The sequence below is a fragment of the Falsiroseomonas sp. E2-1-a20 genome, from assembly GCF_051433195.1.
Classification (GTDB): Bacteria; Pseudomonadota; Alphaproteobacteria; order Acetobacterales; family Acetobacteraceae; genus Falsiroseomonas.
This window is the reverse complement of record NZ_JBHMFT010000014.1, coordinates 1-21847: the sequence shown is the minus strand read 5'-3', so window position 1 is coordinate 21847 and position 21847 is coordinate 1. Positions and strand designations below refer to the sequence as shown.

The following is a 21847-nucleotide window of genomic DNA, read 5'->3' as shown; positions in this document are numbered from 1 at the left end:
GCTCGCCCATATGGGTCAGCTTCATTGACATTTCTTCCCGACCATCGCAACCTTGTCCCTGTCGCGCACGGCGCCCCCTGCCGATATAGGGCACCGGCGCGGAAACGAGTAGCGAACCAGCGGCGACCCAGTGCCGGGAGGAAAAACAACATGGCTCTCGTCCCCTTCGACGATCGTGATGGCTGGATCTGGATGGATGGCGCCTTCGTGCCCTGGCGCGACGCCCAACTGCATGTGCTGAGCCACGGCCTGCACTATGCCTCCGGCGTCTTCGAGGGCGAGCGCGCCTATGCCGGCCACATCTTCAAGCTGCGCGCCCATACCGAGCGCCTGATCGAATCAGGCCGCATCCTAGGCTTCGAGATCCCCTGGACGGCGGAGGAGATCGACGCCGCCTGCCGCGAGACCCTGGCCCGCAACGGCCTGACCGATGCCTATGTCCGCCCGCTCGCCTGGCGCGGCGCCGAGCAGTTGTCCGTCTCCGCGCAGCAGACGAAGATCCACCTGGCCATCGCCACCTGGGCCTGGCCGAACCTGTTCGGCGCCGACCGCATGAAGGGCGTGCGCCTGGCCTGGGCGAAGTGGAAGCGGCCGCATCCCGAAACGGCGCCCACCGCCTCCAAGGCCGCGGGCCTGTACATGATCGGCACGCTGTCGAAGCACCATGCGGAGGCGGAAGGCTTCGACGACGCGCTGATGCTCGACTGGAAGGGCGACATCAGCGAGGCGACCGGCGCCAACGTCTTCCTGGTGATCGACGGCGAATTGCATACCCCGACGCCGGTGAACTTCCTGGACGGCATCACCCGCCGCACCGTGATGGCGCTGGCCCGCACCCGGCAGATCAAGGTGGTGGAGCGCACCATCCCGCAGGCCGACCTCGCCAAGGCGAGCGAGGTGTTCCTCGTCGGGACCGCCGCCGAGGTGACGCCGGTGCGCCAGGTGGGCGACCTGCACTTCACCCCGGCCGGGATCACGGAGACGCTGCTGCGCGACTACGAGGCGCTGGTGCGCATGCCGCCCGAGGATGTCGCGGTACGGGCGGCCTGATGCCGCTCTCGCTGCGATCCGCCCGCGCCGCCGATGCCGGCGGCATCTGCGCGCTGCACGCCATGTCCTGCCGCAGTGCCTATGTCGGCATGCTCGACCGCGACTTCCTCGAGAACGAGCTGGAGGATGCGCTGGCCGCGCATTGGCAGGACCTGCTGCGCGGCCGACGGCGGCCGGGCCAGGTGGTGATGGCGGTGACGGGCCACCAGGTGAACGGCTTCGCCGCCGCGACGCTGGAGGGCACGTCCTGCCAGGTGGGCAGCCTGCATGTGCGGCCGGAAATGCGCGGCGGCGGCATCGGCCGCCAGCTCCTCGGCACCCTGGCGCACCGGCTGCGCCAGCAGGGCGCGCGGAGCGCGGAGCTTTGGGTTTTCACCGCCAATGAGGGCGCGATTCGCTTCTACCGCCGCCTCGGCGGCCAACTCGGCCCGCCGGTGATGCGGGAGGCCTTCGGGCAGCCGGTGTCCGAGCGGCGGATGCACTGGCCGGACCTCGCGGCGCTGGTCGGCGCCTGCGCGCGATAAGGCGCTTGCGATCGGGCCCGATCCTGTCCTAGCCTCCGGCCGGGAACAAAAGGGATACGTGCCATGACCATCGCCGAGGTCGCCAAGGCCTTCGCCGAGCTCTGCAAATCCGGCGATCACGAAGCCGCCGGGGCCCGGTTCTGGGCCGAGGATGTGGTGAGCCGGGAGGCGATGGACGGGCCGATGGCGGAGGTGCGTGGCAAGGCGGCGGTCAAGGCCAAGGGCGACTGGTGGTACGACAACCACGAGGTCCATTCGGTCGAGACCGAGGGCCCCTTCATCCATGGCGACCAGTTCGCCCTGCGCTTCGCGATGGACGTGACCGCGAAGCAGACCGGCCAGCGCATCCAGATGGCCGAGATCGGCCTCTATACCGTGGCCGATGGCAAGGTCGTGGAGGAACGCTTCTTCTACTGATGCTTCATCGGGGCCGCACCACTTCGGGCCGCCGCGGCAGCGCCGCCAGGGCAACCGCCAGGGGCAGCAGCCAGACGATGCGCGCCTGGTAGCGGTGGTGCGGCTTGGACAGCGCGCCGGCCGCCGCCGCGTTGACCAGCAGCGCACACAGGGCGAGCGACAGCAGCGCCAGCCTGGGCCCATCGCGTGCCTTGGCGGCGCGCCACGCCATCCACGGCGCCGCCAGCAGCGCCAGCAGCACCACCGGCACATGCGACAGAAGCCAGGGCTCGGCCCGCCGGGGCAGTTCGCCCTGCATCTGCGCGCCGGCATCGAACTGCGCCAGCTCCTCCGCAGGGAAGAACTCCGCGATGGCCCGGCGCGCGGACAGGGCCAGATGGTCCGGCACCAGCGTATCGCCGACCAGGAACTTCGCGGATTGCGCCAGCGCGTTGCCGATGCCGGCGATGGCGACGCGCAGCGGGTAGGCGGCGATCGTCTCGCCGATGATCACCCGCGCCTCGGCCGCGCCGCGCATCGCGCCCATCCGGCGCAGCGTGCCATCCGCCTCCCGGTTCAACGGGCTGGTCTCGTCCCAGAGGAAGGCATCGCTGTCCATCGGCAGCTGGTCGGCGAAGGCACAGAGGTGCCAGCCGGCCCCGGGGGGGAAATGCGGGCAGCGGTCCCGCAGCAGCGCCACCGCCGGCCCATCATCCTGCAGCCGCGCCAGCAGGAAGGCGGCGCCGTGCGGGGAGGGGGTGAAGCGGTCGAAGGCCAGCAGATTGGCCAGGCACAGCAGCAGCACCGCCAGCGCCACGGGCAGCCCGGCGCGCAGCACCGGCGCCAGCCGCCAGGCCAGCAGCAGGACCAGCGCAATCAGCGCCAGTGCCACCGGCAGGTGCGAGAGATGGGAGGCGACCGCGAGCACTGTCAGCCCACCCACCCACAGCGCCTGCCCGGTGGTGAGCGCGCCGAAGGCCAGCAGGAAGATGCACAGCGGAACCAACCCGGTGAGCGCATCCGGCATCAGCGTCGCCAGGAACCAGGGCGCCGAGGTCAGCAGCGCGAGGCCGGCGCAGACCGCCAGATGCCAGCCGATGCCGGCCCGTCCCCGCACCGCCGCCTGCGTCAGCCAGATCAGGTGGGAGGCAATCAGCCCCTGCACCAGCATCGGCGCCCAGAGCGAGCGCTGCCAGTGGAAGGCGTGCAGGAAGGGGCCATAGGCCTGGGTCTTGTCCCAGGGCACCTCCGGCACCGTGGTGTGCAGCAGGTAGGAGACGGTGTCGATGAAGACCAGCGGGTAGCCGTTCAGCCAGGCCGGCCAGACCAGCAGCGGCGCGCCCAGGACACTGGCCAGGAAGCCGAGCAGCTTCCGGACGGAAGGACGTTGCGACTCCGAGGGCATTGGCCCTGACTATCCAGGGTTGCGCGGCGTCCGTCACATGACGCCTGCGCGAGAGCCTCAGGATTGCGTCGGGCGGGACCGCGGCAGCAGCGCCAGGCCGGCGATGACCGGCATCAGCCACAGGATGCGTGCCTCGTAGCGCAGATGCGGCTTGGACAAGCCGCCTGTGGCAAGTGCATTGGCGGAAACACCGACCAGCACGCCCACCACCAGCCCGATGCGCCGCGCATCCCCGCGCAGCCGCCACCAGGCGAACAGCGCCAGCACCGCGCCGGCCAGCAGTACCGGTGCGTGCGGCCACAGGAACGGCGCGGCGGCGGCCGGCAGCAGGCCGCGCGGTTGCAACGCGCCGTCGTAGGCCGCCAGTTCGCGGGCCGGGAAAGCCTCCGCGATGCGGGGGCGGACGGCGGCGGCCAGGTGTGTGTCCACCAGCGTATCACCGACCGTGGCCAGCACCACCTGCCGCAGCGCGTTCAGCGCGGTGGTCCGGGCCACCTCCAGCGGATAGGCGCGCAGCGTCTCCGCCACGATCACCCGCGCTTCCTGCGACAGCAGCGCGCCGCCGAGGAAGCGCGCGGCACCATCAGGCGCCCGGTTGACCGGGCTGTCCGGCTCCCACAGGAAGGCGTCGCTGTCCATCGGCAGCCGGTCGGCGAAGGCACACAGGTACCAGCCGGCCTCCGGGCAGCGCGCCCGGATCAGCGCCGCCGCCGGCCCATCCGCCTGCAACCGGGCCAGCGCGAAGGTGGCGCCATGTGGCGAGAGCGTCGCCCTGCCATGTCCCCACAGATTGGTACCAAGCAGCAGCAGCACGGCCAGGACCATCGGCGCCGCCGCCCGCAGCACCGGGCCGATTCGCCGAGCCACCAGCAGCACGAACACCACCATCGCCAGCGCGAGCGGCAGGTGCGACAGATGCGCGGCGATGCCCACCGCAGCCAGCAGCACCAGCCAGGCGGTCTCCGGCCGGGATAGGGGTACGAAGCCCAGCAGCAGCAGCGCCAGGAGCACGATCGGCGCGAAGACGTCCGGCATCAGCAGGGCGATCGTGAACGGCGCCGTGGTCAGCAGCGCCGCCGCGGCACAGGCCAGAAGGTGCGCGCCCGGCGTCGCCAAGCCCCGCAGGCCGCGCTGCGCCAGCCACAGCAGATGCGACAGCGCCAGCCCCTGCGCCAGCATCGGCCCCCACAGCGAGACGCGCCAGTGGAACAGGTGCAGCAGCGGGCCGTAGATATGCGGCTTGTCCCAGATCACCAACGGGCCGCCCGGAGGCGGCGCGGTCTGGTGCAGGAAGGCGCCGGTGTCGCTGAACAGCAGCGGGTAGCCGTTCAGGAAGGCCGGCCAGACCAGCAGCAGCGCGCCCGCCAGCCCCGCCGCCAGCCGGAGGATCAAGCGCGATCAGTCCAGCGGGACGCCGCAACATCGTCACTCGCCTTGGCTTCGACCCAGCGTGTCGCACCTTCGGCGAATTCTTCCCGCTTCCAGAACGGCGCGCCGGTCTTCAGCCAGTCGATCAGGAAGGCGCAGGATTCCAGGGCGGCTGCCCGGTGCGGGGAGGCGGTCAGCACCAGCACGATCGGATCGCCCGGCAGCAGCCGCCCGACGCGATGAATGATGGTGCAGCCCGTCAGGCTCCAGCGCGACCAGGCCTGCTCCGCAATTTTCGCCAGGGCGCGTTCCGTCATGCCCGGATAATGCTCCAGCACCAGCGCCGAGAGCCCGTCATCCGCCCGGCACAGCCCGACGAAGCTAGCGAGACCGCCGACATCGGTGCGGCCCGCGGTCAGCAGGGCCGATTCGGCGGCCAGGTCGAAGGGCGCGTCCTGCACCAGGATGCGGGGCATGCTCAGCCGCCCGTCACCGGCGGGAAGAAGGCGACCTCGTCGTCCGCCGCCACCTTCTGGTCCGGCGTCGCGAAATCCTGGTTCACGGCGGCGCGGATCTGCTTCGGATCGGCGAAGGCCGATGCGTGCCCGGGCCCGCGCGTGGCGAGCCAGGCGATCAATCCAGCCACGTTTCCCACGTCCGCAGGTGGCGAGACGCTTTCCTCCGCCACGCCCACTTTCTGCCGGACCCAGGCGAAATACAGGATCTTCACGGGGCCGGGGGCTCCCTCAGTTCGGCACCACGCGCGTGCTGGGCTGCCCGTTCGGGCCGATCCAGGTCTCAACATTGCCATCGCGGATCACGGCGCCGCCGCCACCTGGCCCGGTGTAGCCCTGCACCCGCGGCGTGCCGCCGGTGCCGGTGACGCTCTGGCCCGAAGGCGTCGTGAGGGCCCGGCCTTCAAGCCGGGGCGAGGCGGGTGCCGAGCGCGGCGCCGGCGTCGGCCCCGGCGTGGTCAGAAAGGCGTCGGGCGGCCCGAGATTGCCGGGCGGGGTGGAGGAGCCGCGCCGCAGCGGCCGGTCCCCCGGCGTCGCCACCGGTGAGGACGCGGCCGGTGCGCCATCGATCAGGGAGGGCCGGTAGGAGGGGATGTTTCGCATCGCCTCGTCCGGGTTGCTGAGATCGCCCCGCGGCGCTTCCTGCGCCGGCCACACGTCGCCGGCCTCCGGCACCAGCGGCTCCACCGGCGGATTGGTGCCGCGCACGCGCTGCACCGTCAGGCTATCCGCATCGACGACGCTGGTCGGGCCCATGAAGGGCGACCAGGGGCTGGCGCCGAGCCCGCCGCCGGTACACCCGGCCAGCAGGAGGGCGACGCCCAGCACCGGCAGGCGCATGCGCACCGGCAGGCGAAGCGGGCTGGGGTAGGATCGGTCGGCGGCCATGTCGGCTCCCGTCATCGGATGGGTCGGGCAGAAGATGCGACGCAGGATGGCATGTCTCAAGGCCGAAGCGGAGTCTGCACCGGTGGGTCCTGCGCCGGCGGCGGAGATGCGGCGCGGCGGACATGACGAAGGCCGGCCTGCAGGTAGTCCCACCCCGTCACCAGGGTCAGAATGGCGGCGGCCAGCAGCATCACCTCTCCGATCAGGGAGACCGGCAGGAAGTCCAGGTACAGAATGGCAGCCCCGCTGTCGCCGGCCAGCAGCGTGCCGAGCGCGCCCATCTGGAAGCCGGTCTTCCACTTGGCCAGTTTGGTCACCGGCAGCCCGACCTTCAGGCCCGCCAGGTATTCGCGCAAGCCGGAAACCAGGATCTCCCGCAGCAGGATCACGATGGCGGGATACAGGCCGAAATCGCTCAGTCGGCCGGTGCCGGCCACCAGCATCAGTGCCGCGCCGACCAGCAGCTTGTCCGCGATCGGGTCCAGCATCCGCCCGAAATCGCTGATCTGCTTTCGCGAGCGCGCCAGTTTGCCGTCGAAATAGTCCGTGATCGCGGCGGCGGAGAATACGGCGCAGGCCGCCAGGTCGCTCCAGGGCTCGCGCAGCGAGGCCAGGACCACCAGCAGCGGGATCGCGGCGATGCGCGAAAGCGTCAGGATATTGGGCAGGTCTGTCGGCACAATGGCATCCGGCGGTTCATCGGGCTCAGCCCTCCCCCACTCTACCCGTCCCGGCGCCAGGGTGGAAATGCCCATGGATGCGGCGCGCCACCGTGGGGCCGATGCCGGGCGCATTTTCCAGGTCCGTGAGCGCCGCGTTGCGCACGCCGCGGGCGGAGCCGAAGTGATTGAGAAGTTTTCGTTTCAACGCCGCGCCCACGCCCGGCACGTCATCCAGCTCCGACCGCACCATCGATTTGGACCGGCCGGTGCGATGGGTGGCGATGGCGAAGCGGTGCGCCTCGTCCCGCAGCCGCTGCAAATAATACAGCACGGCATCCCGCTGCGGCAGCTGGATCGGGTCGCGGCCGACCTGGTGGAACCACTCGCGCCCGGCGTCGCGGTCCGGCCCCTTGGACATGGCGACCAGCGGGATGTCGTCCACGCCGAGTTCCGCCAGGATCTCCCGCGCCGCGGTCAGCTGGCCCTGGCCGCCATCGATCAGCACCAGGTCGGGCCAGGCCTCGCCTTCGCGGCCCGGGTCTTCCTTCAGGGCACGGCCGAAGCGGCGCTCGAACACCTCCCGCATCATGGCGAAATCGTCTCCGCCGCGCGGCGCCGGTCCGCCCGGGGCGGCCTTGATGCCGTATTTCCGGTAGGCGTTCTTCAGGAAGCCGGCGGGACCGGCGGCGATCATCACGCCATAGGCGTTGGTGCCCATGATGTGGCTGTTGTCATAGACCTCCACCCGTTCCGGTGCAGCGGGCAGGTCGAAGATGCGGGCGACGCCGGCCAGCAGTTCCGTCTGCGCCGCACCCTCGGCCATGCGGCGCTCGATGGCCTCCCGCGCATTGGTGGCGGCGTGTTCCACGGCGCCGCGCTTCTCGCCCCGCTGCGGCCGGTGGATTTCCACGCGCCGCCCGGCCTTGAGGCTCAAGGCTTCGGCCAACAGCGGCGAGTCCTGAGGGTCGTGGCTGACCAGCACCAGCGGCGGCGGCGGCAGGTCGTCGTAGAGCTGGGCCAGGAAGGCGCCCAGCACCTCCTCCGGCGACTGTTCCGACTTGGCGTGGCTCAGGAAGAACGGCCGGTTGCCGTTGTTGCGGCCGCCGCGGAAGAAGAAGACCTGGACGCAGGACTGGCCCGCCATCTGGTGCAGCGCCACCACGTCGGCGTCGTTCACCCCTTCCAGGTTGATGCGGTCGCTGCCCTGCACATGCGTCAGGCCGCGGATGCGGTCGCGCAGGCTGGCGGCGCGCTCGAACTCCAGCCGGGCCGAGGCTTCCTCCATCTCCGCCGCCAGCTTCTTCTGGAGCGAAGGGATGCCGCCGCCGAGGAAGTCCTTCGCCTCCCGCACGAGCGCGGAATAATCGTCCTTCGAAATCCGTTCGACGCAGGGCGCGGAGCAGCGCTTGATCTGGTGCAGCAGGCAGGGACGGGAGCGGGTATCGAACACGGTGTCCCGGCAGGTGCGCAGCAGGAACACCCGCTGGAGGGCCGTCAGCGTCTGGTTCACCGCCCAGGCGGAGGCGAAGGGGCCCCAGTAGCTGGCGCCCTTGCGGCGCTCTCCCCGATGCTTGGTGATCTGCGGCCAGGGGTGGTCCTCGGTCAGCACCAGCCAGGGATAGGATTTGTCGTCGCGCAGGACGATGTTGAAGCGCGGCCGCAGCTTCTTGATCAGGTTGGCTTCCAGCAGCAGCGCTTCGGCCTCGCTGCCGGTCGTCACCACCTCCAGGCTGCGGGTCTCGAACACCATGCGGCGCAGGCGTTCCGGCAGGCGGGCCACCTGGGTGTAGGCGTGCACGCGCTTCTTCAGGCTGCGCGCCTTGCCGACATACAGCGCGTCCCCCTTCGCATCGAGCATGCGGTAGACGCCCGGCGCCAGCGGCAGGGTCGCCAGCGCCGTCTCGATCACGGCGAGGCCGATCGGGCCGACGGCATCGGGTGTGGTGCCGGGAGGCAGGGGTTCGGGCGTATCAGCGGTCATCGCTTGCTGCCTGGACGAATTGGGAGGCTGCCTTGGGCAAATCCAGGGCCCTGCGGTTTTTCCACCGAAGCTGGGGATAAGTCTGTGGGGCAACTGTGGTGGAAGCGCCGGAAATGGCCGTCATCCGCCAGTCACACATCATTGCGCGATTTCTAGGCAGTTTCGGCAAGTATTTGAAATCATTGTGAATTGCGTTTTTGACCCCTGCTGCGTTGGCGTCAAGTGTAACTTCTAGGTTGACAAGCGATCTTTGGACGCCTTCCGCGAAACCCGGTGGAAAACTGCCCATCGCGTGAGCCGGAATGCGCATCGTTTCAGCCGGATGCGCGCGTCCGCTCCACCACGACGCCGACCGTCGCGACGTCCGGGAAGGCGTCCGGCTTTTCGACCGTGACCCGGGCCCGTTCCACCCGCGCATCGGCCAGGGCGGCGAGTGCCACCTTCTCCGCCAGGGTTTCCACCAGCAGCACATGGCCTTCGGCGACGGTGGCGCGGGCGATATCTACCAAGCGTTCGTAATCCACCACCCGGCGAAAATCATCCGGCCCGACCGATGCGGGGGCCGCTTCATCCCGCACCACCAGCTCGACGCTCAGCACGATGCGTTGCGGGCCGGCCTTCTCATGCGCGTGGATGCCGAGCCGGGCCATGAGTTCCAAACCGCGCAGGAACACCACCCGGTAGCCACGCTCGGCATCCGGGGCATAGAGGGGGGCATGGATCATTCGGCGACCTCCGCGGCCCCGGCGGCCGGGGCCCATTGCAGGTGCTGCCCGCCATCGAGGGCGATCATCTGCCCGGTCATGGCCGGCAGGGACAGGATGGCCAGCAGCGCCCGCGCCACCTCGTCCGGCCCGGTGCCATGCCGCAACGGGACGGAGGCGCATTGCCGGTCGAACTGGGCCTGGCTCTGGCGCGGGGAGGGCAGGGCAGGGCCCGGGCCGATGCCGTTCACCCGGATGCGCGGCGCCAGTGCCAGCGCCAGGGTCTGCGTCAGCGTCCACAACGCCGCCTTGGAGACGGTGTAGGACATGAAGTGCGGCGTCAGCGACCAGACCCGCTGGTCCAGCAGGTTGACGATGACCCCCTCCGCCCCCTCCGGCAGTCCCCTTGCCAGGGCCTGCGACAGCACGAAGGGCGCGCGGAGGTTCGCTTCCATGTGCATGTCCCAGCTTTCCCGGCTGGCATCGTCCCACTCGTCGCGTTCGAAGGTGGAGGCGTTGTTCACCAGCACGCCGATCGGGCCGAGCGCGTCGCTCGCCAGGCCGACCAGCGGCGCCACCTGTGATTCCTGCGCCAGGTTGGCCTGCAGGGCGATGGCACGGCGGCCGGTCCGCTCGATCTCGGCTACCGTCGCGGCGGCTTCGGCGGAGCTGGTGCCGTAGTGGATCGCGACGTCGAAGCCGGCCTCGGCCAGGGCCAGCGCCATGGCCCGGCCCAGACGCTTGCCGCCGCCGGTCACCAGGGCGGTGCGGGGGATGCTGGTGGGGATGTTCATGCGGCGCGGGCCATAGCCTGCACATGGCGCCTGCGCCAAGGGTTGACCATCACTGCCGGTGCGCCTTCCCTGGGTTGAACGGGTGGGATGACGGACATGCGCGCGGCGTTGGGGGTGCTGGCTTTGCTGGCGACCGGTCCGGCAATCGGCCAGGGGTTGGGCCAGGGCGTGCCCGGTCTCGGCCGCAGCCTGCCGGCGATCCCCGGCCTCACCGCGCAGCCCGAGACGCCGCAGCAGAAGCGGGAGTTCTGCCAGCGTGTGGCCGGCGCCGCCGGGCGCTGCGCCATGTCCGGCGGCCTGTCGACGGTGGCACTGACGAGCTGCCTGGTGCAGGGGCTGCCGGCGCAGGATTCCCTGCGCGTCGCCCAGGTCGCGCAATCCGCACGCGGCAGCGCCGCTTCGCTGCTTTCGGAGTGCGGCATCGGCCTGGGGCGGTGACGCCTCAGCGCCGTCGTCCACGACCCTTCGGCTTGTTCGGGTCGTAGCCGCCGCCGCCAGGCCCCAGCGGCTTCGGCTTCCAGTCCTGCTTCGCCCTTCCCTGTGCAGGCGCGCTGTCCCGCAGCGAACGCCCCGCCACATTCGGCTCCAGCCCCAGCTCCAGCGCCTCCAGCCGCTTGATCTCGTCGCGCAGCCGCCCGGCCTCCTCGAACTCCAGGTCGGCGGCGGCGGCGCGCATGCGCTTCTCCAGCTCCGCGATGCTGGCGCCGAGATCCTTGCCGATGAACTGCGCGGTGCTGTCGCCCTCCACCGCCTCCACCGTCACGTAGTCCTGCTCGTAGACGGATTGCAGCACGTCGGAGATGTCGCGGCGGATGCTGGTGGGCGTGATGCCGTGCGCGGCGTTCCACTCCTGCTGCCGGGTGCGCCGGCGCGCGGTCTCGCCGAGCGCCCGCTTCAGGCTCTCGGTCATCACGTCCGCATACAGCACCACCCGGCCTTCCACGTTGCGCGCGGCGCGGCCGATGGTCTGGATCAGCGCGGTGGTGGAGCGGAGAAAACCCTCCTTGTCGGCGTCCAGGATCGCCACCAGCGAGCATTCGGGAATATCCAGCCCCTCGCGCAGCAGGTTGATGCCGATCAGCACGTCGAAGACGCCGCGGCGCAGGTCGCGGATGATCTCGATGCGCTCCAGCGTATCCACGTCCGAATGCAGGTAGCGGCAGCGGATGCCGGTTTCCGTCATGTATTCGGTGAGGTCTTCCGCCATCCGCTTGGTCAGCGTGGTGACCAGCACGCGGCCGCCTTCCCCCGCCACCTTGCGGCATTCCGCCAGCAGGTCGTCCACCTGGCCTTCGACGGGCCGGATCTCGGTCACCGGATCGACCAGCCCGGTCGGCCGGATCACCTGCTCGGCGAAGGTGCCGCCGGTGCGCTCCATCTCCCACGGCCCGGGCGTCGCGCTGACGAACAGCGTGGTCGGCCGATAGGCGTCCCACTCCTCGAACTTCAGCGGGCGGTTGTCCTTGCAGGAGGGCAGGCGGAAGCCGAATTCGTCGAGCACGGATTTGCGCGCGAAGTCGCCCCGGTACATGCCGCCGATCTGCGGCACCGTGACATGGCTTTCATCCACGATCAGCAGCGCATTCTCCGGCAGGTATTCGAACAGCGTCGGCGGCGGCTCGCCCGGCTTCCGGCCGGTGAGGTAGCGGGAGTAGTTCTCGATGCCCTTGCAGACGCCGGTGGTCTCCAGCATCTCGATATCGAAGGTCGTGCGCTGGTCCAGGCGCTGCGCTTCCAGCAGCCGTCCCTGCGCCGTCAGCTCGGCCAGGCGCTCCTTCAGCTCCGCCTTGATGGACAGGATGGCCTGCTGCATCGTCGGCCGCGGCGTGACGTAGTGGCTGTTGGCGTAGATCGAGACGCGGTCGAGGTCGCCCGTCACCTCCCCGGTCAGCGGATCGAATTCCCGCAGCCCGTCGATCTCGTCGCCGAACAGGCTGACCCGCCAGGCGCGGTCCTCCAACTGCGACGGCCAGATATCCACGGTCTCTCCGCGAATCCGGAAGGTGCCGCGCTGGAAGGCGGTGTCGTTGCGGCGGTACTGCTGTTCGACCAGCCCCTTGATCAGCACGTCGCGGTCGATCTTCCCGCCGCGCTCCAGCTTCACCACCATGCGCGAATAGGTCTCGACCGACCCGATGCCGTAGATGCAGGACACCGAGGCCACGATCACCACGTCGGACCGTTCCAGCAGCGACTGCGTGGCGGAATGCCGCATGCGGTCGATCTGCTCGTTGATCTGCGCGTCCTTCTCGATATAGGTGTCGGTGCGCGGGACGTAGGCTTCGGGCTGGTAGTAGTCGTAGTAGCTGACGAAGTATTCCACCGCGTTGTCGGGGAAGAAGCTCTTCATCTCCCCGTAGAGCTGCGCCGCCAGCGTCTTGTTCGGGGCCAGGATCAGCGTCGGCCGCTGCACCGCCTCGATCACCTTGGCCATGGTGAAGGTCTTGCCGGACCCGGTGACGCCGAGCAGCACCTGGTCGCGCTCGTCCTTCGCCAGCCCCTCCAGCAGCGTCGCGATCGCCGTCGGCTGGTCGCCGTTCGGCTCGTAGGGCGACACCACGCGCAGCGGCGGCCCGCCTTCGGGCGGCGGGCGCTTCTGCGGGTAGAACTGCACGACGGGGGTGACGATGTTCATGGCCCGCGCAATGTGGGCACTCCCGCGCCGCCGCGGTAGCCTTCTTCTGCAGCGGAGTGACCCCATGGGCATCGAGATCGAGCGGAAGTTCCTGGTCGCCGGCGATGGCTGGCGGCAGGCCGCCACTGGCCCCGGCGTGCCGATCCGGCAGGGCTACCTCTCGACCAGTGCCGCCGCCGTGGTGCGCGTGCGCCGCGCCGGCCCGCGCGCCTTCCTCACCATCAAGGGGCCGGGCGGCCTGGTCCGGGCGGAGTTCGAATACGAGATCCCGCCGCAGGACGTGGAGGAGATGCTGGTGCTGTGCCCGGAGCCGCCCCTGGCGAAGACCCGCTGGCCGGTGCCGCATGGCGGATATCTCTGGACCGTCGATGTCTTCGAACAGCCCGCCCGACTTGCCGGGCTGGTCCTGGCGGAGGTGGAACTGCCGCATGCCGGGGCGGCGCCGGCCCTGCCGGATTGGCTGGGCCGCGAAGTCACCGGCGATCCGCGCTATGCGAATGCGGCGCTGGCCAAGGCCAATCCCTGAAGGGCGATCCAGCTTCGTGGTGAGGCGGAGGCGACGTCGCTGCCGTTCAGTGACATGACGGCGGCTCGCTGTAGCCGCACATCCTCGCGCCGCTGTGCGCCACCGTTTCGGTCACGAGACGAACAGAATCGGTGCTTCCACGTTCTGGGTTCGCAGGGGTGCTGCGCACCCGGACGGACAACGGAGGAACACCATCATGCGATCTCGGCACATGGCGCTGGCTGGCGCTGTTGCGGCGACCCTGGGACTTTCCGGGGTCGGATTGGCACAGAGCGTCTCGCCCGGCTCCAACGCGCCCAACCTGGATGCCACCGGCCGCCCGGTGACGGAAGCGCCGGCGCGCGCTGGGGCGCAGGCCGTGAACCCGAGCCCGATGACCCCAGGCAGCCGCGCCAACGAGGCGCCCGGCATGGGCGCCGGCACGGCCGGACAGCAGGCGCAGTCGCGCGAAAACCCGACGCCGATGGCGCCTGGCACCCGTGCCGGGGAAGCGCCCGGCATGGGCGGTGCGGCATCCCAGCGAGGCCCGGCGCAGGCGCAGGGCACCGGTGCGCCTGATACGCAGGTGAGCCCCGGCACGGCACCGGCCACCGCGCCGCCCGGCCAGGCGTCCGGTCCCCTGCCCGGCTCGACGCAGCCACCCGGCGCCACGCAGTCGGCAGACCCGGGCGCCGCGCGCCCCGGCACGACGGCCCAGCGTCCGATGCCGAACGGCACGGCGACCACTGCCCCGCGCGGCGATGCCGCGACCACCCCGCGCGGCGATGCCGCGACCACCCCGCGCGGCGATGCCGCGACCACCCCGCGCGGCGATGCCGCGACCACCCCGCGCGGCGATGCCGCCACTGGCGCCCTCACTCCCGCCGCCCCTGCCGAAAGTGGCGGTGCCCGCACGACGCCAAGGGCAGGCGCGCCGCTGGAGGGCGCCAATTCCTTCACCGAGGGCCAGGCCCGTTCGCGCATCTCCGATGCCGGCTTCGGCGACGTCCAGGACCTGCGCCTCGACGATCGCGGCGTCTGGCGTGGCCGCGGCATGCGCAACGGCCAGCAGGTCGGCGTCGCCATGGACTACCAGGGCAACGTCGTCGCCGACCGGTAAACCTCACAGCAACAGGAACATTTTCATGACCAATCGCACCATCGCCCGGCTTTTCGAGAACTCCGCGACGGCCCATGCCGCCGTGCGCAGCCTGGAGGGCGCCGGCTTCCGGCACGACGACATCACCTACATGGGCAGCGCCACCGAAGGTGAGGCCGGCCATACCGGCACCCATGCCACCACCCAGACCGAAACCGGCGCTGCCACCGGCGCGTCGCTCGGCACCGTGGTGGGCGGCGGCGCAGGCCTGCTCGCCGGCATCGGCGCGCTGGCGATTCCCGGCGTCGGCCCCCTGGTCGCGGCCGGCTGGTTGATCGCGACGCTCACCGGGGCCGGAGTCGGCGCCGCGGCCGGCGGGTTGCTCGGCGCGCTGACCTCGGCCGGCGTCAGCGAGGAGCATGCCGAGACCTACTCCGAGGGCGTGCGCCGGGGCGGCCACCTCGTCGCGGTCCGGACCGACGAGGCCCGTGCGGCGGAGGCTGAGCGCATCCTGGAAAGCCATGGCCCGATCAACATGGACGAGCGCCAGCAGGAATGGCGCAGCGGCGGCTGGCAGCCGGCGCACGAGCCCATGCGCAACCCGGACCCGGCCAATCGCGGCATCGGCACGCCGCATGCCGCGATGCCCGGCGCGGGCGCGGCAGGGGCCGGCATGCCACTTGCCGGTGCGCCACTCGCCGGTGCGCCACTCGCCGGTGCGCCACTCGCCGGGACGCCTGCGGCCGGGACTCCGGTGGCGGGCGCCAACGACCCGACGCGTCGCCGGCCCGGCGACGTCGCCTGAGGCGCGCAAGCCTCATGCTGCATGCCCCCCGGACCGGTTGGCCCGGGGGGTAGTTTTGTTGTGTGATGGTTCGGTTGCCTTGACCTGACGTTTCCATGCAGGCCCGCTCTGCGATAACATGAGCCCGAACCGGCGGCCCGAAGCGGGTCGTCGCCAAGGGAGCGACCTGCCCCGCATGCGGCTATCGACGCGTATCACGTTGCTCTGCGCTGCCGCCGTGCTGCCGTCGCTCGGTATCCAGGCCTGGCATGAAGTGAGGCTTCGCCAGGCAAAGCTCGAGGATGTCCGGGCCGAGGCCCGACGCTTCGCCCTGCAATCCGCATCCGAGGTCAACCGGATGATCGAGGGTGCCCGCAACATGCTGGCCGCGGTGGGGGAGGCGCATCTGCGTGGCGGGACCTTTCCCGGATGCGGGGAAGGATTGGCGGCCCTGACCGCGCGAATGCCGCGCTACGCCTCCATCGGCGTCAGCAACGCGGAGGGGCAGGTGGTCTGCAGTTCCGCCGGCGGCGCCGGGCCGGGCTCGATCGCCGCCCGGCCCTATTTTCAGGCAGCCCGCGCCAGCCTGGCCTTCGAGGTCGGCGCGCCGATGGCGATCCCGGCGGCCAACGGCAACGCTGCGCGGCGCATCCTGCCGGTGGCGCTGCCGTTCCAGTCAGGCGGCCGCTTCGCCGGCGTCGCCATCACCAGCTTCGACACGGACTGGCTTTCCGCCAACCTGGTCGCCTCCGGCGCGCTGCCGGAAGGTGGGTCCGTGACGGTGGCCGATCGGCACGGCACCATCGTCGCCCGCTTCCCGCAGCCGGAAAGCTTCGTCGGTACCCGTATCCCGGAGGCCTATGCCGACCTGATGCGCGCGGGCCCGCCGGGCGTGCTGGACGTGGTCAGCCAGGATGGCACGGCGCGGGTGCTTGGCTACGTCCCCATCGGCGCCGCATCCAGTGGCCTCTACGTCAGTGCCGGCTTCGCGACGGCCCCGGCCCTGGCGGCGGCCGACGAGGCAACCCGGCGCGCGGTGCTGCTGGTGCTGGTCGGCCTGCTGTCCGCGCTCGCCGCCGCCTGGCTCTTCGGGCGGCTATCGCTGCGCGACCCGGTGGACCGGCTGCTCGATGTCATGCGCCGCTGGGCGGCCGGGGATCATGGCACGCGCAGCGACATCACGGATCGCTGGGAGATCGGCCGCCTTGCCGCCGGCTTCAACGCCATGGCCGACGCCGTCGCGGTGCGCGAGCAGCACCTGCGCGAAGGCGAGGCGCGGCTGCGCGACGTGCTGGGACAGATGCCGGTGGCGGTGGTGCTGGCCGAAATTCCCTCCGGTCGCGTGGTGTTCCGCAATGCGCGCGCCGTGGCGCTGCTGCCGGATGGCGAAGCCGGCCGCGATGCCACGGACCCGCTGGCGGAGCCGCTGCGCCGGGCCATCGCCGAAGGCCGGTCGACGGAGGACCTGGAACTGCCGCTGCGCCGCGCCGACGGCACCGAGACGATCCTGTCCGTCAGCGCCGCGCCGGTGCGCGCCGCGGGTGGCGAGCGGCTGGCGGTGGCCGCCTTCCTGGATGTGGGCGCGCGGCGCCACGCCGAACGCCAGCGCGAATTGCTGACCGCGGAGTTGCGCCACCGGGTCAAGAACGCCCTGGCCGTGGTGCAATCCATGGTGGCGCAGACCCTGGCGCAGAGTACCAGCCTGGACGAATTCCGCCGCAGCTTCACCGCACGCCTCAGCCTGCTTGCCAAGGCGCAGGACGCGCTGTTCGCCTCCGAGGATGGCTGCGTGCAGCTGGAGGCGCTGGTGGGCATCACCCTGGCGCCGTTCGGCGCGGCGGCGCGGGCGGAGGGCCCGGCGGTGGCGCTGCCGGCAAAGCACACCCTGTCGCTCGCCATGGTGCTGCACGAGATGGCGACCAATGCCGCCAAGCACGGCGCGCTGCGGCCGGATTCGGGCGGCCACATCGCCGTCACCTGGGCGGTGCGCCAGGACCCGGGCTCGGGGGCGGAACAGGTGGAGCTGGTCTGGGCCGAATGCTCCGGCACCCCGGTGACCGAGACGGGGCGGCGTGGCTTCGGCGGCCGGCTGATCGAGCGCTGCGTGCAGCACGACCTGCGCGGCCGCGCCGAGTCCCACTTCGAACCATCCGGGATCAGCTGGCACCTGAGCTTCCCGAAGCCGCATCCGGCCCGCACCCAGATGCTGGAATTCGCGCTTCCCGGCTGAGGTGGCACCACATTAGTTGCGTCCCTGCGAGGAACCCTGGGCTGGGCACGTCGTTACGTCGGCGCCCAGGCCGGCATCCCCCGGCCGGCCTTCCTCGTGCTGATCGGGTCCCGCCTTGCAACGCAGAACTGCCCTCGCCGCCTTCGCCGCCCTCTCCGCCAGCGCGACGGGCGTGGGCTTCGCGCAGCAGCGCCCGGCGGCGCGCCCCTTCACCGAAGGCACCGTGCGCGACCTGGCCCGGGAGTTGGCAAAGGCCCCCTACCGCGCCCCCGAATCGCGCCTGCCGCGCGGCTTCAGCGACCTTGGGTACGATGATTATCGCACGTTGCGCTTCGATCCGCAGCGCGCGCTGTGGCGTGGCGAGAACCTGGGCTTCCAGGTGCAGCTGTTCCACCGCGGCTTCCTCTACGCGCCCAGGGTCGAGCTGTACGAGGTGGTGGACCGCGAGGCGCGGCCGGTGCCCTATGATCCCGCCGCCTATACGCTGGGCGATCGGGCGCCGCCGCCGGCCGATTTCGGACATGCCGGCTTCCGCATCCATTTCCCGCTGAACACCCAGGGCGTGCTGGACGAGGTGGCGAGCTTCCTCGGCGCGTCCTACTTCCGCGCGGTCGGCAAGGGGCTGAATTACGGCCTGTCCGCGCGCGGCCTCGCCATCAAGACGGCCGATGCGGCGGGGGAGGAGTTTCCCCTGTTCCGCGCCTTCTGGCTGGAGCGTCCGCATGCCGGCGCGAACTCGGTCGTCGTGCACGCCCTGCTGGACAGCCCGAGCGCCACGGCCTCCTTCCGCTTCACGATCCGCCCCGGCGAGAACACCATCTTCGACGTGCAGGCCACCATCTACCCGCGGGTCGAGGTGGCGGCGGCCGGCATCGCGCCGCTGACCAGCATGTACTACTTCGCGCCGAACGACCGCGCCGGCATCGACGACCATCGCGGCGCGGTCCACGATTCCGATGGCCTGATGCTGGCGACCTCCCGCGGCGAGCAGATCTGGCGGCCCCTGCAAAATCCCCGCGACCTCCAGGTCAGCCAGTTCGCGGAGGTGAACCCGCGCGGCTTCGGCCTCATGCAGCGCCGCCGGGCGCCGGGCGACTACAACGATCTGGAAGCCGCCTATGAGCGGCGGCCCAGCCTGTGGGTGGAACCGATCGCGGATTGGGGGTCAGGCACCGTCCAGCTGATCGAGATCCCCACCAACGACGAGATCCACGACAACATCGTGGCCTTCTGGCGTCCGCAGCAACCCATGCGCCCGGGCGAGGAGTACAACTTCGTCTACCGCCTGCACTGGCTGCCGGTGGTGCAGGGCAACCCCGTGCTGGCGCAGTTCGTGGATACCCGCAGCGGTGCCGCGCCCGGCAATGCGCGCCTGTTCGTCCTGGACGTGGTCGGCGGCAAGCCGGATGAGGTGCCCGACGGCACGCTGCCCGTGCTCGACCTCTCGGCCCATGCCGGTGAGATCCGTCACCCGGTGGTGCAGCGCAACCCGCAGACCGGTGGCTGGCGTGTGCATTTCCAGCTGGTGCCGGGTTCGGCGCGTCTGGTGGAACTGCGCGCGGTGCTGAAGCTCGGCGAGCGGCCGATCAGCGAAACCTGGCTCTACCGATGGACGGCCTGACCAACCAGGCCGGCCGCAGCGGCTGGCAGGCCCTGCCGGCTCCGGCCCCGCTCGACATGCCGGTGCAGTCGCTGCGGCAAGCACCGCCGCCGGGCCCCGCCACGCGCCCCTCGGCGCCGCGCGGCATGGCCTGGCGGCGGATCCTGGTACTTGGTGGCGCGACGCTGCTGACCGTCTTCGCCACGCATGAGATGGGCCTGGCACTGGATATCGCGCGGCCGACCGGCCTGCAGGTCATCCTGCTGGTCCTGTTCGTCGCGCTGTTCGCCTGGATCGCGCTGTCCTTCGTCAGCGCACTCTGCGGATTCGCCAGCCTGCTGGCCGGCGGCGGCAGGCGGCTCGGCATCGATCCGGCGGCGCCGCTGCCGGTGCTGCAAAGCCGCACCGCGCTGCTGATGCCGGTCTACAACGAGCCGCCCGAGCGGGTGATGGCCGGCCTGCAGGCGATCCACGAAAGCCTCGCCGCCACCGGGCAGGCGGCGCATTTCGACATCTTCATCCTGAGCGACACGACCGACCCGGATGCCTGGGTCGCGGAGGAGGCCGCGTTCCTGGCCCTGCGCGAACGCACCGGCGACCACCAGCACATCTTCTACCGCCGTCGCCCCAAGAACATCGAGCGCAAGGCCGGCAACATCGCCGAATGGGTGCAGCGCTTCGGCGCCTCCTACCCGCAGATGCTGGTGCTGGACGCCGACAGCGTGATGGAGGGCGATGCGCTGGTGCGCCTGGCCGCGGCGATGGAGGCCCACCCCGACGTCGGCCTGATCCAGACCCTGCCGGTGATCGTCAACGGCAATTCCTTCTTCGCGCGGATGCAGCAATTCGCCGGCCGGGTGTATGGCCCGATGATCGCGGCCGGCATCGCCTGGTGGCACGGGGCGGAGGGCAACTACTGGGGCCACAACGCCATCATCCGCACCCGCGCCTTCGCCGAGCACGCCGGATTGCCGACGCTCGGCGGCCCGAAGCCGTTCGGCGGCCATATCCTCAGCCATGATTTCGTCGAGGCCGCGCTGCTGCGCCGGGCCGGCTGGGCCATCCACATGGTCCCCGCGCTGCGCGGCAGCTACGAGGAAAGCCCCCCGGCGCTGACGGAACTGGCGATCCGCGACCGGCGCTGGTGCCAGGGCAACCTGCAGCACGCCGCGGTGCTGGGCGCGCGCGGGCTGCATCCCATCAGCCGGCTGCACCTGCTGACCGGCATCGGCTCCTACATCACGGCGCCGCTCTGGCTGCTGTTCCTGGTGGTCGGCATCTTCGGTGCGCTGGAGGTGCGCTTCATCCGGCCGAACTACTTCCCCTCCGGCCCGTCGCTGTTTCCGGACTGGCCGGTGGTGGACCCGGTGCGGGCCATGTGGCTGTTCATCGGCACCATGTCGCTGCTGCTGGTGCCCAAGGTCCTGGCCTGGATCCTGCTGCTGCTGAAGCCGGAGGACCGGCGCGGCATCGGCGGTCCGGTGCGGTCCTTCCTCAGCATGCTGCTGGAGACGGTGGTGGCAGGCCTTCTGGCGCCGGTGACGATGCTGACGCAGAGCGTCGACGTGGTCTCGATCCTGCTCGGTCGCGACTCGGGCTGGCAGCCGCAACAGCGCGACGATGGGCGGCTGGCATGGCGGGCGGTGGTGCGGCTGTACTGGCGCCACACCCTGGCCGGGCTGCTGTTCGGCATCGCCTCCTGGCTGGTCTCACCGAGCCTGGCGCTGTGGATGTTGCCGGTGACGCTGGGTTTGGCGCTGGCGGTGCCGCTGGCATCCTGGACCGCAGGCTCCGCGGCCGGTCTGCGCCGCCTGGGCCTGCTGGCAATCCCGGAGGAAGCCACGCCGCCGCCGGTTCTGGCCCGCGCCAATACGCTTCGCGCGGCGTTGCGCCCCGTGGAGCAGGAGGCGGTGGCGCGGCTGGCCGCGGAACCGACGCTGCTGGAGGCCCATACCAGCATGCTGCCGGCGCCACGCCGGCCGAGGCTGGACCCGGTGGATGTGCCGCTGGCGGTCGGGATGGTGAAGGTAAACGAGTCGCGTGACCTGGGGGAGGCCTTGGCCGGTCTCGCGCGGGCCGAGAAGGCGGCCCTGCTGGCGGATTCGGCCGGTCTCAGCCGGCTGATGGAATTGGCGAGACCACTTCAGGCACGGGTATCAGAACCCGTCGGCTGATCCCGCTGCACCGGTCCGCTGGCCCACCAGGAACCACATTCGTGGCTCCTGGACCCGATTAGCCGAACAGGCTCTGCGCCACGAGGCCGAGACCGACCCACAGGAGAACGCTGGCGCCCACGATGACGAGGAGCGCGGTGCGGACGCTGAGGCGTTCCGGCATCGCGGCAGCCTTGGCCATTGTCGCGGTGCTCGATGCGGTGGTCGGGGCGGTTGTCGTGGACATTCTGGGTCCTGCCGTATTGCTCGCATCAATGTGATGCAGGTTGACCGGTCAAACAACTGTCAAGAATGAGACGCGACGTCCTGATTATTACGCTTGGTGCAAACCAACCGCCGCAACGTTCCTCATAGCCGATGATTTACCCGACTTTCGTACCGAAAGCTACATGAAGTGCGAGCTTGATTGACTCAGGGGGTGCAAAATCGCGATTCAGCGCAATCCTGCGCAGCGCGATCAAGCCGGGTGCAAACCGTCAAAATGCTGGAGCATTCGGGAAATGCCGGGTGAGGGGATCGAACCCCCGACCTTC

General features: G+C 70.6%; 21 protein-coding genes. 10 read left to right on the top strand and 11 right to left on the bottom strand.

From position 1 onward, the window contains the following. Positions 1 to 150 precede the first annotated feature (150 nt). The 3 genes from ACFHPP_RS17410 (at position 151) to ACFHPP_RS17400 (ending at position 1991) form a co-directional block, all read left to right on the top strand. Positions 151 to 1050: a branched-chain amino acid aminotransferase gene (locus ACFHPP_RS17410; protein WP_437164513.1), complete on the top strand. Its 900-nt coding sequence runs from the start codon at positions 151 to 153 to the stop codon at positions 1048 to 1050. Next, positions 1050 to 1574, top strand: a complete 525-nt coding sequence (locus ACFHPP_RS17405; protein ID WP_437164512.1) for an N-acetyltransferase family protein — start codon at positions 1050 to 1052, stop codon at positions 1572 to 1574. Before ACFHPP_RS17410 ends, ACFHPP_RS17405 begins: the two co-directional genes overlap by 1 nt. Before the next feature lie 63 nt (positions 1575 to 1637). Beyond that, positions 1638 to 1991 carry a SnoaL-like domain-containing protein gene (locus tag ACFHPP_RS17400; protein WP_437164511.1) on the top strand — a complete coding sequence of 118 codons (354 nt, stop codon included), beginning with the start codon at positions 1638 to 1640 and terminating at the stop codon, positions 1989 to 1991. Between the two features lie 4 nt (positions 1992 to 1995). Here the strand turns inward: ACFHPP_RS17400 and ACFHPP_RS17395 are convergent, their stop codons facing one another. The 9 genes from ACFHPP_RS17395 to ACFHPP_RS17355 all read right to left on the bottom strand — a co-directional run bounded on the left by ACFHPP_RS17395 (position 1996) and on the right by ACFHPP_RS17355 (position 10287). Next, positions 1996 to 3375 carry a hypothetical protein gene (locus tag ACFHPP_RS17395; protein WP_437164510.1) on the bottom strand — a complete coding sequence of 460 codons (1380 nt, stop codon included), beginning with the start codon at positions 3373 to 3375 and terminating at the stop codon, positions 1996 to 1998. Positions 3376 to 3432: 57 nt separating this feature from the next. Then, positions 3433 to 4767, bottom strand: coding sequence for a hypothetical protein (locus ACFHPP_RS17390; protein ID WP_437164509.1), 1335 nt, complete (start codon positions 4765 to 4767; stop codon positions 3433 to 3435). Continuing rightward, positions 4764 to 5219 carry a molybdenum cofactor biosynthesis protein MoaE gene (locus tag ACFHPP_RS17385; protein WP_437164508.1) on the bottom strand — a complete coding sequence of 152 codons (456 nt, stop codon included), beginning with the start codon at positions 5217 to 5219 and terminating at the stop codon, positions 4764 to 4766. The genes ACFHPP_RS17390 and ACFHPP_RS17385 overlap by 4 nt, the downstream gene beginning before the upstream one ends. A 2-nt stretch (positions 5220 to 5221) precedes the next feature. Continuing rightward, entirely contained in the window at positions 5222 to 5473 is a 252-nt protein-coding gene (gene moaD, locus ACFHPP_RS17380) for a molybdopterin converting factor subunit 1 (protein ID WP_437164507.1), read from the bottom strand. 16 nt (positions 5474 to 5489) lie between these two features. Continuing rightward, a complete protein-coding gene (locus ACFHPP_RS17375; RefSeq protein WP_437164506.1) occupies positions 5490 to 6146 on the bottom strand; it encodes a hypothetical protein in 657 nt (218 codons plus the stop codon). 56 nt (positions 6147 to 6202) lie between these two features. After that, positions 6203 to 6826 carry a CDP-diacylglycerol--glycerol-3-phosphate 3-phosphatidyltransferase gene (gene pgsA / locus ACFHPP_RS17370; RefSeq protein WP_437164505.1) on the bottom strand — a complete coding sequence of 208 codons (624 nt, stop codon included), beginning with the start codon at positions 6824 to 6826 and terminating at the stop codon, positions 6203 to 6205. 25 nt (positions 6827 to 6851) lie between these two features. Beyond that, positions 6852 to 8789, bottom strand: a complete 1938-nt coding sequence (uvrC, locus tag ACFHPP_RS17365) for an excinuclease ABC subunit UvrC (RefSeq protein ID WP_437164504.1) — start codon at positions 8787 to 8789, stop codon at positions 6852 to 6854. Between the two features lie 314 nt (positions 8790 to 9103). Continuing rightward, positions 9104 to 9514 (bottom strand): dihydroneopterin aldolase, encoded by a 411-nt coding sequence (folB, locus tag ACFHPP_RS17360; protein ID WP_437164503.1) that lies wholly within the window; start codon positions 9512 to 9514, stop codon positions 9104 to 9106. Then, complete coding sequence (locus ACFHPP_RS17355; RefSeq protein ID WP_437164502.1) at positions 9511 to 10287, bottom strand: SDR family oxidoreductase; 777 nt, start codon at positions 10285 to 10287, stop codon at positions 9511 to 9513. Before ACFHPP_RS17355 ends, folB begins: the two co-directional genes overlap by 4 nt. A gap of 87 nt (positions 10288 to 10374) precedes the next feature. Here ACFHPP_RS17355 and ACFHPP_RS17350 point away from each other — a divergent pair, with 87 nt between their 5' ends. Then, positions 10375 to 10725 carry a hypothetical protein gene (locus tag ACFHPP_RS17350; RefSeq protein WP_437164501.1) on the top strand — a complete coding sequence of 117 codons (351 nt, stop codon included), beginning with the start codon at positions 10375 to 10377 and terminating at the stop codon, positions 10723 to 10725. Between the two features lie 4 nt (positions 10726 to 10729). Here ACFHPP_RS17350 and uvrB read toward each other — a convergent pair whose 3' ends face one another. After that, positions 10730 to 12922, bottom strand: a complete 2193-nt coding sequence (gene uvrB / locus ACFHPP_RS17345; protein WP_437164500.1) for an excinuclease ABC subunit UvrB — start codon at positions 12920 to 12922, stop codon at positions 10730 to 10732. 64 nt (positions 12923 to 12986) lie between these two features. On the opposite strand from uvrB, the gene ACFHPP_RS17340 reads away from it, so the two are divergent. The 6 genes from ACFHPP_RS17340 to mdoH all read left to right on the top strand — a co-directional run bounded on the left by ACFHPP_RS17340 (position 12987) and on the right by mdoH (position 21314). Further along, positions 12987 to 13448, top strand: a complete 462-nt coding sequence (locus tag ACFHPP_RS17340) for a CYTH domain-containing protein (protein WP_437164499.1) — start codon at positions 12987 to 12989, stop codon at positions 13446 to 13448. Between the two features lie 196 nt (positions 13449 to 13644). Further along, the gene (locus tag ACFHPP_RS17335) at positions 13645 to 14547 is read left to right on the top strand and encodes a hypothetical protein (RefSeq protein ID WP_437164498.1); all 903 of its coding nucleotides are present in this window, start codon (positions 13645 to 13647) and stop codon (positions 14545 to 14547) included. Positions 14548 to 14572: 25 nt separating this feature from the next. Continuing rightward, positions 14573 to 15331 carry a hypothetical protein gene (locus ACFHPP_RS17330; RefSeq protein ID WP_437164497.1) on the top strand — a complete coding sequence of 253 codons (759 nt, stop codon included), beginning with the start codon at positions 14573 to 14575 and terminating at the stop codon, positions 15329 to 15331. A gap of 175 nt (positions 15332 to 15506) precedes the next feature. Continuing rightward, complete coding sequence (locus ACFHPP_RS17325) at positions 15507 to 17540, top strand: sensor histidine kinase (RefSeq protein WP_437164496.1); 2034 nt, start codon at positions 15507 to 15509, stop codon at positions 17538 to 17540. Between the two features lie 115 nt (positions 17541 to 17655). Continuing rightward, positions 17656 to 19161 (top strand): glucan biosynthesis protein, encoded by a 1506-nt coding sequence (locus ACFHPP_RS17320; RefSeq protein ID WP_437164495.1) that lies wholly within the window; start codon positions 17656 to 17658, stop codon positions 19159 to 19161. Further along, positions 19149 to 21314, top strand: a complete 2166-nt coding sequence (gene mdoH, locus ACFHPP_RS17315; RefSeq protein WP_437164494.1) for a glucans biosynthesis glucosyltransferase MdoH — start codon at positions 19149 to 19151, stop codon at positions 21312 to 21314. Before ACFHPP_RS17320 ends, mdoH begins: the two co-directional genes overlap by 13 nt. 58 nt (positions 21315 to 21372) lie before the next feature. Here mdoH and ACFHPP_RS17310 read toward each other — a convergent pair whose 3' ends face one another. Further along, entirely contained in the window at positions 21373 to 21540 is a 168-nt protein-coding gene (locus ACFHPP_RS17310; protein ID WP_437164493.1) for a hypothetical protein, read from the bottom strand. Positions 21541 to 21847: the final 307 nt, after the last annotated feature.